The 11,364-nt window shown below is 70.3% G+C and carries 11 protein-coding genes; 6 read left to right on the plus strand and 5 right to left on the minus strand.

The annotated features are described in order from the left end of the window. Positions 1 to 102: 102 nt before the first annotated feature. The 3 genes from J7E89_RS10965 to J7E89_RS10975 all read right to left on the minus strand — a co-directional run bounded on the left by J7E89_RS10965 (position 103) and on the right by J7E89_RS10975 (position 3,389). Positions 103 to 753 carry a response regulator transcription factor gene (locus J7E89_RS10965; protein WP_214971983.1) on the minus strand — a complete coding sequence of 217 codons (651 nt, stop codon included), beginning with the start codon at positions 751 to 753 and terminating at the stop codon, positions 103 to 105. Next, the gene (locus tag J7E89_RS10970) at positions 750 to 1,955 is read right to left on the minus strand and encodes a histidine kinase (protein WP_308315428.1); all 1,206 of its coding nucleotides are present in this window, start codon (positions 1,953 to 1,955) and stop codon (positions 750 to 752) included. The genes J7E89_RS10965 and J7E89_RS10970 overlap by 4 nt, the downstream gene beginning before the upstream one ends. 210 nt (positions 1,956 to 2,165) lie before the next feature. Next, positions 2,166 to 3,389: an RNA-guided endonuclease TnpB family protein gene (locus J7E89_RS10975; protein WP_214971985.1), complete on the minus strand. Its 1,224-nt coding sequence runs from the start codon at positions 3,387 to 3,389 to the stop codon at positions 2,166 to 2,168. Between the two features lie 17 nt (positions 3,390 to 3,406). Between J7E89_RS10975 and J7E89_RS42035 the strand changes: the two genes are divergently transcribed. Both J7E89_RS42035 and J7E89_RS10985 read left to right on the plus strand, forming a co-directional pair. After that, on the plus strand, positions 3,407 to 3,622 hold the full coding sequence (locus J7E89_RS42035) for an Arc family DNA-binding protein (protein WP_214971988.1): 216 nt from the start codon (positions 3,407 to 3,409) through the stop codon (positions 3,620 to 3,622). Between the two features lie 36 nt (positions 3,623 to 3,658). Beyond that, positions 3,659 to 4,198, plus strand: coding sequence for a hypothetical protein (locus J7E89_RS10985; protein ID WP_214972017.1), 540 nt, complete (start codon positions 3,659 to 3,661; stop codon positions 4,196 to 4,198). Between the two features lie 49 nt (positions 4,199 to 4,247). On the opposite strand, the gene J7E89_RS10990 is transcribed toward J7E89_RS10985, so the two are convergent. Further along, positions 4,248 to 4,820, minus strand: a complete 573-nt coding sequence (locus J7E89_RS10990) for a cob(I)yrinic acid a,c-diamide adenosyltransferase (protein WP_214971991.1) — start codon at positions 4,818 to 4,820, stop codon at positions 4,248 to 4,250. An 82-nt stretch (positions 4,821 to 4,902) separates the two neighbouring features. Next, positions 4,903 to 5,034 carry a hypothetical protein gene (locus J7E89_RS41785; protein ID WP_285439225.1) on the minus strand — a complete coding sequence of 44 codons (132 nt, stop codon included), beginning with the start codon at positions 5,032 to 5,034 and terminating at the stop codon, positions 4,903 to 4,905. Between the two features lie 256 nt (positions 5,035 to 5,290). On the opposite strand from J7E89_RS41785, the gene J7E89_RS10995 reads away from it, so the two are divergent. The 4 genes from J7E89_RS10995 (at position 5,291) to J7E89_RS11010 (ending at position 11,281) form a co-directional block, all read left to right on the plus strand. Then, on the plus strand, positions 5,291 to 6,139 hold the full coding sequence (locus J7E89_RS10995) for a 3-hydroxyacyl-CoA dehydrogenase family protein (RefSeq protein ID WP_214971993.1): 849 nt from the start codon (positions 5,291 to 5,293) through the stop codon (positions 6,137 to 6,139). A 147-nt stretch (positions 6,140 to 6,286) separates the two neighbouring features. Next, positions 6,287 to 6,610 carry an STAS domain-containing protein gene (locus tag J7E89_RS11000; protein WP_069926899.1) on the plus strand — a complete coding sequence of 108 codons (324 nt, stop codon included), beginning with the start codon at positions 6,287 to 6,289 and terminating at the stop codon, positions 6,608 to 6,610. A gap of 242 nt (positions 6,611 to 6,852) precedes the next feature. After that, complete coding sequence (locus J7E89_RS11005; RefSeq protein ID WP_214971995.1) at positions 6,853 to 9,615, plus strand: ATP-binding protein; 2,763 nt, start codon at positions 6,853 to 6,855, stop codon at positions 9,613 to 9,615. 337 nt (positions 9,616 to 9,952) lie between these two features. After that, positions 9,953 to 11,281, plus strand: a complete 1,329-nt coding sequence (locus tag J7E89_RS11010) for an IS110 family transposase (RefSeq protein ID WP_214971997.1) — start codon at positions 9,953 to 9,955, stop codon at positions 11,279 to 11,281. Positions 11,282 to 11,364 lie beyond the last annotated feature (83 nt).

The following is an 11,364-nucleotide window of genomic DNA, read 5'->3' on the forward strand; positions in this document are numbered from 1 at the left end:
CTCACCACTGCGGTGCGGTGAGCGTAGGAAGGTCTGGACCAATCGTCAAGAGGTCTGGACCAGAGGAGTCCGTGAGGCCGTCACCCGCAGGCCACCGCCCGGTCAGATTCGCAACTCCTGAGCGAGTACGGCGGCTTGCACCCGGCTGCGCAGCTCCAGCTTCCCGAGCAGGCGGCTCACATGGGTCTTCACCGTGGCCTCGGCCATGGTCAGACGTACGGCGATATCCGCGTTCGACAGTCCTTCCCCGAGACACGACAGCACCTCGCGCTCGCGCCGGGTAAGCGAATCAAGGGCCTCGGGACCGGGCGCGTTCGCGGACCGTACGGGCGCGGGCGACGCGAACTCCGCGATCAGCCGGCGGGTGACGGCGGGCGCGATCAGACCCTCGCCGCGCGCCACGGTGCGTACCGCCTCGATCAGGTCCTTCGCGTCGGTGTTCTTCAGCAGAAAACCCGCGGCGCCGGCGCGCAGCGCCCCGAAGACGTACTCGTCAAGATCGAAAGTCGTCAGCACCAGCACGTCGGCCAGCTGCTCCGCCACCACCAGCCGGGTCGCCGACACCCCGTCCATGCGCGGCATCTGGACGTCCATCAGCACCAGGTCCGGGCGCAGCTCGCGCGCCATGGCGACCGCCGCCTCGCCGTCCCCGGCCTCCCCCACCACCTCAATGTCCGGGGCGCTGTTGAGGATGAGCACGAGGCCCGCCCGTACGGCCGACTGGTCTTCGGCGACCAGTACCCGAATCGTCATGCGTACAGCTCCGTATCGTCCTCTGCGGGCAGTCGCGCCCGTACTTGCCAGATCTTCGTGCCGTCCGCCGCGGTGACGGGGCCCGCCTCCAGCGACCCGTCGAGCAGCGTCACTCGCTCCCGCATCCCCACCAGACCCGCACCCGAACCGGGCGCGCGCGGGCCGGGCCGCTCGCCGTACGGGCTGGTCACGCCGACCGTCAGCGTGTGGTCGGTGTGCGCGAGCGTCACCGTGACCGTGCCGGGGGAGGCGTGCTTGAGCGCGTTGGTGAGGGACTCCTGGACGATCCGGTACGCGGCCAACTCGACCGGCGCCGGGAGTCGGCCGCCGCCCGCTTCGCGGCCGTCGTCGAGGACGAAGACGAGTCCGCTGTCGGAGCCGACCGTACGCACCTGAGCGAGGAGGGCGTCGAGTCCGTCGAGCGCCGGGGCGACGGCCGGCTCCTGGCCGGCTCCGCCGCTGTCGCGGAGCAGCCCGATGAGCCTGCGCATCTCGGACAGGCCCTGGACGCTGTTCTCGCGGATGACGGCCAGGGCGTCCGCCGATGCCTTGGGCTCTCCGATCGACAGCGCGGCCGTGGAGTGGATCGCGATGGCGGAGAGGTTGTTGGCGACCATGTCGTGCAGCTCGCGCGCCATCCGGGCGCGCTCGGCCGTGATGGCCTGGTTACGGTCGATCTCGGCCAGCAGCGCGGTCTGTTGGGCCCGCAGCCGGGCCGCCTCGGCAGCCTGGCGGTGGTTGCGGAGGGTGGCGCCGGTGAGCGCGGGCGCGAAGGAAACGAGCCCGGTGACGACGCCGATGAGCAGTGCTTCCGGCTGACGGAGCCAGGCCAGGGCGCCGAACGTCATGGCGACGGTGATGAGCCCCGTGATGACGGGGATACGGCGGGCCGCGCCCGGGCTTCCGTAGACCACGGCGGCGTACATCAGGTCTGTGTACATGATGACGGTGGCCAGGTTGCCGAAGGTGAACTGGTCCGCGATGAGGGCGGCCGTGCCGATGAGCAGGGCCGCGCGGGGGCACGACCTGCGCAGCAGCTCCAGGAACGCCATCACGGCGAGCGGTACGAGGGTCACCCACGACGGCATGAGTTCGCGCATGGCGGTGGTGTGCAACCCGAGGCCCCACAGCAGGACCCCGCCGAGCAGGCCGATCACCGCGATGAGTACGTCGTCGTGGTGCGGACGGGGGAAGCGGGTCACGCCACCATCCAACACGTCGCGGACCGGCTCGTCCTCCCCGTGCGGGGTGAGCCGGGGCTACATCGAAGGATGCAGTGCGGTTCGTCACTGGCGATGACGATTCGGGGCTACGCGGACGGGAGGCTTGAGGGCGTAACGGGAGGAGATTGACTGCTCCCCTCCCTGAAGGGAGGAGAATCTCTCCTTCAGGGCTGAGCGGGGATTCCTGGCTCAGGCGGCCTGATGGGGCAGCGCCCCAACAGGTGTTACGCCATCAGCACCAGCAGGGCACAGACCAGCCCTGATGAGCATCACGCGTGCGGAGTTCTTGTCCCGTGGGCTCACGGTTCCGCATCGTGTGCAGGTGTAGGTGCGCTCTCCCAGCGGCAGTGCGTGCTTGGCTCTCGCTCCGCACTGCGCGCAGTCCATCGTGGTGTGCGCGGGGTGTACCAGGTGCACGGCACGGCTGTGCTTGCGGCCCATCTCGATCAGGGCTCGCTTGGTTGCGCCGATGGCGGCGTCAGCGGCCTTCTTGGCCATGGTGGTCCTGGCCAGGAACTTCGGGCGGAAGTCCTCCACCGCAAGATGGTCGTGGTCGCGGACGACCTTCTTGGCCCACTTGCGGCCGGTGTCCTCCCGCTGCCGGGCGACCTTCTTGTGCAGCTTGGCGCGCAGCTTCTTGGCTTCGCGGTAGCCCTTTGATCCGGCCTGGCCCTTCTTCGGTTTACGGCGGGCCATCATCCGGTCATAGCGGGTCAGCTTCGTAGTGGCTTTCTTGCCGTGCCCGGCGTGCGGGAGGTCGTGGTCATCGCTCGTGGTGGTGGCGGTCTCCTTCACGCCCCAGTCGATCCCGATCACCGACCCGGCAGAGGGTAGCGGCTGCGCCCCGGTGGCGACGACGAAGCTCGCGTACCAGTGGCCAAGGCTGTCCCGGTACACCCGCACCGAGCTGGGCTCGGCGGGCAGCTCACGCGACCACACCACCGTCGCAACGATCCCGCCCGCCAGGTGCAGACGGCCGTCCTTCAACCGGAAGCCGCGCTTGGTGTAGTTCAGGCTCGGGTCGGCCTCACGCTTCTTCTTCCAGCGGGGCATACCGGCCCGCCGGCGCATCGGAAGCCGGTCCTTGATGTCCTTCTGCGCCTTGGCGCGGGACTTCCCGAAATCCCGTATGAGCTGCTGCTGAGGAACCGACGATCCCTCGCGCAGCCACGGAGTTCGGGTGCGGGCCTCGGTCAGCATCTTGTCGAGCTGCGCCGGACCACAGGTCCGCTTGCCGCCGGGGTTGGCCTTGTTGTGCAGGTGGGTTGCCTTGGACTTGGCCACGCACTCGTTCCAGATCCAACGGCACCGGTCCCACTCGGAGAGCAGCGCGGCGAGCGCGGTGGACGACACGCGAAGTCTGTAGGTGTACCGGGCGCGCCCGGTCTCCTCGACTCTCATTGGTGTCGCCATGCCATCATAATACCACCATGATCGATGAAGTTCGTATGACTCTGCGCCTTCCCGAGGATCTTCGCGACCGGCTGCGCGCTCACGCCAAGTCCGAACGGCGGTCCCTCAACTCCGAGCTGGTCTACATGCTTGAGGTCGGCCTCCGCGCCTCGGGGGTGAACACCGAATCGCCCGGCGGCGATTCGGCTACCTCTGCCCCGCTACGCGGGAAGCCGGGTTCCTCCCCCACATAAATGTGGGGGCATCCTCCGGTCCACTCGGTGAACACCGTGATCGTCACAGTGATCATCATCTGCGAAGTCGGCTTCTGGGTACTGCTGGCACGGGGCCTGGCCCTGCGCTACCTGGCGAAGATGCCGCGCGCCGGGGCAGCCGTGCTGCTCATGGAGCCGCTGCTGGAGGTCGTGCTGCTGGTCGTCACGGCTGTCGACCTGAGGAACGGCGCGGAGCCCGACTGGAAGCACGGGCTGGCGGCCGTCTACATCGGCTTCACGGTCGCGCTCGGCCACCGCACCGTCAAGTGGGTCGACGCCCGGGTCGCCCACCGCTTCGCGAGCGGACCGGCGCCGGTGCCGCCGCCGAAGTACGGGGTGGCGCGCGCGGTGCACGAGTGGAAGGTCGCGGGGCAGCGGATGCTGGCGGCGGGGATCGCGATGGGGCTGCTGCAGGCGGCGATCTGGTACGTCGGGGGTGACGGCGGCATCGGGTCGCTGCGGATGTGGCAGCAGAAGATGCTGTTCGTGATCGGCAGCAACGCGATCATCGCGGGGACGTACACGGTGTTCCCGAAGCGGGAGCCGGTGGGGTAGGCGGGCCGGGTGTGCCGGGGCTCCGCCCCGGCACACTGCTCACAAGAACTCAGCGGTCGCCGCCCGGTACCCACAGCACGTCGCCGACCTCCTTGTTGGCCACCCGGGCCAGGATGAACAACAGGTCGGACAGCCGGTTCAGATACGTCGCCGTCAGCGGATTCATGACCTCGCCGTGGACCTCGAACGCCGCCCACGTCGACCGCTCCGCCCGCCGCACGACCGTGCACGCCTGATGCAGCAGCGCAGCCCCCGCCGTGCCCCCCGGCAGAATGAAGCTGCGCAGCTTCTCCAGCTCCTCCAGGAAGCGGTCGCAGTCCGCCTCCAGCTTGTCGATGTACGCCTGTTCGACACGCAGCGGCGGGTACTTCGGGTCCTCGACGACCGGCGTCGACAAATCCGCGCCCACGTCGAAGAGGTCGTTCTGGACCCGGACGAGGACCTTCACGACCGCCTCGTCGAGCTGCCCCAGCGCGATCGCCGTCCCAATGACGGCATTCGCCTCGTTCGCGTCGGCGTACGCCGCGATCCGCAGATCGGTCTTGGCGGTGCGGCTCATGTCGCCCAGGGCGGTGGTGCCCTTGTCGCCGGTACGGGTGTAGATGCGCGTCAGATTGACCATGCAGCCGAGCCTAGCTATGTCCCCGCCTTCCGGAAGACGCGTGTGCCCACCGTCACGGCGGCCACCACCAGCACAGCGGACATCAGGGCGCCGTACGGGCCCGCGCCGCGTCCACCAGGTCGGCAGCGTTGCCGTTTCCAGCGCCGGTCGCTGATGCCCACTCATCCGGCGAGGCGAGGAAACTCCTGAGCTCGGGGCGTGCGGTCGTGGCCAACCACACCGTTCGTCATACGCCTCAAGGACCGCGCTTTGGACGAGTCGGAGGTGATTGGAGTCGAAGTGCGGATCGACCCTGAGAGCAAGGGGACAGGGGTGCTGAGGGGTGATGGGCCTCGGTGGCAATGTGATGTCCGTCATTTGGACAGTGACGCGCATCTCTTCGCCGCCACTCGGCCCCTCACGGGCGCTAACCTCCGCCGGAGAGCCTGAAGTAAACAGGCGTTAAGGCCTAAGGAATCAAGGGGTGTGTCGTGGCCAGGAAGCTCGCCGTCATCGGGGCCGGACTCATGGGGTCCGGTATCGCGCAGGTCTCGGCGCAGGCGGGCTGGGACGTCGTTCTGCGCGATGTCACCGATGCCGCGCTGACCCGCGGCCGTGACGGCATCAAGGCCTCGTACGACAAGTTCGTGTCCAAGGGGAAGCTGGACGCCGCGGACGCCGAGGCGGCGCTCGGCCGCATCACGACGACCACCGACCTCGACGCGGTCGCCGACGCCGACATCGTCGTCGAGGCCGTCTTCGAGAAGCTCGAGGTCAAGCACGAGATCTTCCGCGCGCTCGACAAGATCGTCCGGCCGGACGCGGTCCTCGCGTCCAACACCTCCGCCATCCCGATCACCAAGATCGCGGCCGTGACGGAGCGTCCGGAGCGGGTCGTCGGCGCGCACTTCTTCTCGCCCGTACCGATGATGCAGCTGTGCGAGCTCGTACGGGGCTACAAGACCAGCGACGAAACGCTCGCCACCACGCGGGAGTTCGCCGAGTCGGTCGGCAAGACCTGCATCGTCGTCAACCGCGACGTGGCCGGCTTCGTCACCACCCGCCTCATCTCGGCCCTCGTGGTCGAGGCCGCGAAGCTGTACGAGTCGGGCGTCGCCTCGGCAGAGGACATCGACATCGCCTGCAAGCTGGGCTTCGGGCACGCCATGGGCCCGCTCGCGACCGCGGACCTGACCGGCGTCGACATCCTGCTGCACGCGACCAGCAACATCTACACGGAGTCGCAGGACGAGAAGTTCGCCCCGCCGGAGTTGATGCGCCGGATGGTTGATGCCGGTGACATCGGGCGCAAGAGCGGGCAGGGCTTCTACAAGCACTGATGCCCTGTCAGCCCCTGGGGTCACTCCCAGGGGTGAATTCGGTATCGGTTCGCTTACGGACGGCAACTTCCTGACCCGTAAGGCAGTCAGTTGGGTGCAGGGAAAGAAACAAGACACGGAGAACTGACGCACTCTCGGGGAGCGCATATGCACATCAGGGGCGACCACGTCGAGCTGGTCGTCGGGGGCCGCCTCGACGTCCGCAGCGCGGCGGACGCCCGTACGGTCCTGCACTCGGCCGTCGACGACGGTGTCGGCGATCTGGTGCTGGACCTGACCGAGCTGGATTCCTGGGACGCCACCGGACTGGGCGTGATCATGGGCGCCCACCGGCGGGCCGGGCGGGCGGGCCGCAGGCTCGTGCTGCGCGGCGTACCGGCCCAGATGCAGCGCCTGCTGGTCGCGACCAGGCTGCACCGCATCCTCGCCATCGAGGGCGGCCTCGCCGCCGAGTCGCTGCCGCGGGTCTGAGCGGTACGGCGTAGGGCGCGAAGCGGCGCGATACGTACTGCGGGCGCACAATCCTCACGAGACTGTGACGTCCCGGGCGGGGTGGCACCCCTCGTGTTCCCGGATACTGTGCGAAGGTCTAGGGTTCGGTCGCCTGCTGATTGACGAACCCGAGTACGGCGGGCACCGGACCAGAAGCGACAGCGCGCGTGGGAAAGGCCGGGAGGGGCATCCGCACGCAACGCATCTGGGGGGCTTTGACCATGGACCCGATGAACCGGGGACCGGAAGAGTACGGCCACGACAACGACGGATTCGGCGAGAGCGAAGCCGGTGACGGATCGCGCCGGCCACCACGAGACGCGATGCCGCCGGCCCTTGCGCAGAGCAGCAGCCAGAGCAGTCAGGGCATTTCCGGCAGTCCGGGCAAGGGGAGCGGGCAGACCTCGTCGGCACCCGCCCGCACCGTGCAGGTCGTCGCGGGCGACTTCCTGCTCACCGTCAACCCCGTGGACGGCAGCGAGATCGAAGTCTGCCCGCCCGGTGAGCGTCCCGCGCGGCCGGTCAGGCACAGCGCCGACGACCGCGCCGAGCTGCTGCGGGCGTCCAGGCCGCCCGTACCGCCGGGGCCCGTCGTTCCCGAGCTGCCGCTCCTGGAGCGTCAGGAGGAGCGCGAGAGGCTCGTACGGCTGCTCGCGCGCGGCCGCTCGGTGCGGCTGACCGGGCCGTCGGGATCCGGGCGTACGGCGCTGCTCGATGCCGTCGCCGCCGACTGCGCGGACCTCGCGCCCGACGGAGTCGTACGGCTCAGCGGAGCCCACCGCACGCCCGAAGAGCTGCTCCACGACCTGTTCGCCGCCGTGTACAGCGCGCCGCTGCACCGCCCGGACCGGGCGGGGCTGCTCGATCTCGTCCATGACATCGGCGCGGTCGTCGTCCTCGACGACCTGGACTTCGGCGGGGCGGCCCTGGACGAGCTGCTGGAGGCCACGCCCGAGTGCGCCTTCCTGCTGGCGGCGACGCCCGGCGTCGCCGCTCCCTCGCCCGACTCGCACATCGAGGAGGTCTTCCTCGGCGGTCTCGGCCGCAGCGCCAGCCTGGAACTCCTGGAGCGGGCCGTGGAGCGGCCCCTCACCGAGGACGAGGCGAACTGGGCGGGCGACCTGTGGTTCGAGTCCGAGGGGCTGCCGCTGCGCTTCACGCAGGCGGGTGCGCTGCTGCGGCAGCGGGACAAGCTGCGCGCCGATCCCAACGCCTTCGACGAGTACGGGTACTTCAACGAGCAGCCGTTCGACGCGCCCTTCGACGCGGAGGACGGTCACGACGTACCCCTGCCGTCGCTCGCCGAGGGGGCGATGCCGGCTGCGCTGCTCGCGTCCCGGCTGAGCGAGTCGGCACGGGCCACGCTGCGCTTCGCCATCGCGCTCGGCGGGGAGGTGCCGAACCAGGCGCACCTGCCGGCCCTGGTGGGGGACACCCACGCGGACGCCGCGCTCGGCGAGCTGATGAGCTGCGGGCTGCTCTCGCCGGTCGGGGCGCGTTTCCGGCTGGCGGCCGGTGTGGCCGTACAGCTGGAGGCCGCCGGGTTCGCGGACGACGTGGCGGAGCAGGCGCACACCGCCGCCCAGCACTACGCCTGGTGGGCCGGGCACCCCTCGGTGTCGCCCGAGCGGGCGGCCGCGGAGGCCGACGCGATGCTCGCGGCGATGGGCGCCCTGGTGCCGGGTACGGAGGCGGGGCACCCGAGCGCCGCCGTGCTGCTGGCCCGTACGGCGGCTCCCGCCTTCGCCGCCGGGCTTTCCTGGGGCGCGTGGGAGCGGACGCTGCGGGCGGGCCTTGAGGCCGCGCGCATCGCGGGGGAGGTTGCCGAAGAGGCGTACTTCCACCACGAGTTGGGCGTCCTGGCGCTCTGTACGGGCAATCTGGACCGGGCCCGGGCCGAGCTGGAGGCGTCCATCGCCATGCGCGGCGCCGTGGCCGACAAGAGCGGCACCGTCGCCGGACGCAGGGCGCTGGCGCTGGTCGCGGACCGCTCCGGCGCGGGCGCCGGCGGGCTCGTGCTCGGCGGACGTACGCCCGCGGGCGAGGAGGTGCCGGCGGCTCGGTACGAGGAGTCGGCGTCGCCGCCCGGTGGCGTACCGGCAGCGGTCGTACCCCTGTCGCTTTCGGCCAGGGCGGCCGACGGGGCGGGGGACGACAGCACGTTGGTCACCCACCGCTCGCCGGAGGGCGGTGGGGGTGGCGCTGGTGGCCGTCTCGCCGTGCTCACCGGCGCCCGGCGCAATATGGTCGCGGCGGGCGCGGGCGCGCTGCTCGTCGCCGTACTCGGCACCGTGGTGACGCTCGGCGCGGCCTCGGACGGCGACGAGTCGCCGAACAGGGTGACGTCCGAGCAGTCGGCCAATGAGGACGAAGGGCAGGACGGGCTGATCGCCGACGAGCCGACCCAGGGCTCCACCAAGCGCCCGGGGGACCCGGGCGATCCGTCCGGTCCCGGTACGTCGGGACAGCCGCAGCCGGGTGCGAGTGGTGGCAGCGGGTCGGGTGGTGATCCGTCGAAGAGCGGCACGCCGACGGACGACGGTTCGTCTTCGCCGGGCAGCCGGCCGCCGACGTCGGACGATCCGACCTCGGGTGGCCCGACTACCGGTGGGCCGACGACTGGTGGTTCTACTACGGGTGGTCCGACCACGGGTGGTCCGACGACCGGGGGTCCGACCACTGGCGGTCCGACTACGGGTGGCCCGACTACGGGTGGTCCGACGTCGACTGGCGGTACGACCGACGGAGGCACGACTGACGGCGGCACCACCGATGGCGGTACTACCGATGGTGGAACCACGACGGACGGGGGGACGACGGACGGGGGGACGACGGACGGCGGCTCCACGGACGGCGGGACCACGAGTGGTGCCGAGGGCGGGACCACCGACGGTGGCACGACGGACGGCACCACCACCGGGGGCAGCAGCCCGAGCAACAGCGCGCCGGCTTCGTCCAGCGCACCGGTTTCGTCCCCGTCGTAGGGCACGGGTGCCTGCGGCGCCTGTCCCCTGCCCGCCCCTTCTACCCGCCCCTTCCCGCAACTGGGGCTCCGCCCAGACCCCGCTCCCCAAACGCCGGAGGGGCCCCATAGGAGTCAGCCGTTCACCTGCGGATGACGCCTCGCGGGCGTGAAAATCGGTACGGGGGCTGTCCGCCGACGCCGATCGATGTTTGGGCTGTGAGCCCGCATAGGAGTCTGGTGAGGGAGCCGTCCGAGGGGCCGCACACTGTCGCCTTGAGCACGCCGATCAGCCTTTCCGTTCCCCTCAGGCTCCCCGGGCAGCCCCCGCCCGCACCAGCGCAACAGAGGGGTATGTCATGGAGGAGTTGAGAGAGGACCACGACGACGGAACGGTCGCCAGGGTCGCGGCGATCGACATCGCGAAGGCATCCGGGATGGTCTGCCTGCGCGTCCCGCACGACACCATAGAGGGCCGGCGCATCCAGCAGGTCTGGAATGTCGCCTCGACCACCAACGCGATCCTGGAACTCGGAGACCGGCTGGTCTGCCAAGGCGTCGAGCGGGTGGTGATGGAGGCGACTGGCAACTACTGGCGCCCGTTCTTCTACCTGCTGGAAGCCCGCGGCCTGGACTGCTGGCTCGTGAACGCGCGGGACGTGAAGAACGTCCCCGGACGTCCCAAGACCGACAAGCTCGATGCGGTCTGGCTGGCCAAGCTCGGCGAACGCGGCATGGTCCGTGCCTCGTTCGTCCCGCCCAAACCGGTCCGGCAGCTGCGGGACTTCACCCGCACCCGCACCGTGTTCGTCCAGGAACGCACCCGGCACAAGCACCGCGTGGACAAGGCTCTGCAGGACGCGCAGATCAAACTGTCCGGGACCGTCTCCGACCTCTTCGGCCTGTCGGGGCGGGCCATGATGAACGCCATGGTCGCCGGCGAACGCAATCCCCGCACCCTCGCCGAGCTCGCCCAGGGCAGCCTCGTCAAGAAGAAGACGGCCCTGACCGAGGCCCTGACCGGGCAGTTCGAGGACCACCACGCCCGGCTGCTCGGGGTGCTGCTGGCCAGCGTCGACCACCTGACCGCCCAGATCCGCGAACTCGACCAGCTCATCGCCCAGACGCTGGAGGAGATCACCACACCGCACGACACCCCGGGCACCGGGGACGAGCCGGCCACCGCGGTAAGTGCACAGGTCCTGGCCGAGCGCCTGGACGCCGTTCCCGGCATCGGACCGACCACCGCGCAGATCATCCTCGCCGAGATCGGCGCGGACATGAGCCGCTTCCCCACCCCCGAACACCTGGTCTCGTGGGCGAAGTTGTGTCCCCGGACCATCCAGTCCGGAGCGAAGAACACCGCGGGCCCGGCCGGGCAGGGCAACCCCTGGCTCAAGGGCGCCCTCGGCGAGGCCGCCAACGCGGCCGCCCGCACCGACACCTTCCTGGGCGCACGCTACCGCCGCATCGTCAAACGCCGCGGCCACGCCAAAGCCCTGGTCGCCGTCGCCCGCTCGATACTCGTCATCGCCTGGCACCTGATCAACGACCCGGACGCCTCCTACCAGGAGCTCGGCGCCGACTGGCACCGGCGCCATCTCGACCCCGCCCGCAAGACCCGCGACCTCGTCCGCCAGCTCCAGGCCCTCGGCCACCAGGTCGCCCTCACCCCGACATCAGCCTGACCGCCCCACCCCACCGACATCCGGTCCGCAAGCGGACCGGATGCTGCCGCCTGCCCAGCCACAGGTGGATTTTCCGTTCAGCC

The sequence above is a fragment of the Streptomyces sp. ISL-100 genome (genome assembly GCF_018614615.1).
In the GTDB taxonomy this organism is placed as follows: domain Bacteria; phylum Actinomycetota; class Actinomycetes; order Streptomycetales; family Streptomycetaceae; genus Streptomyces.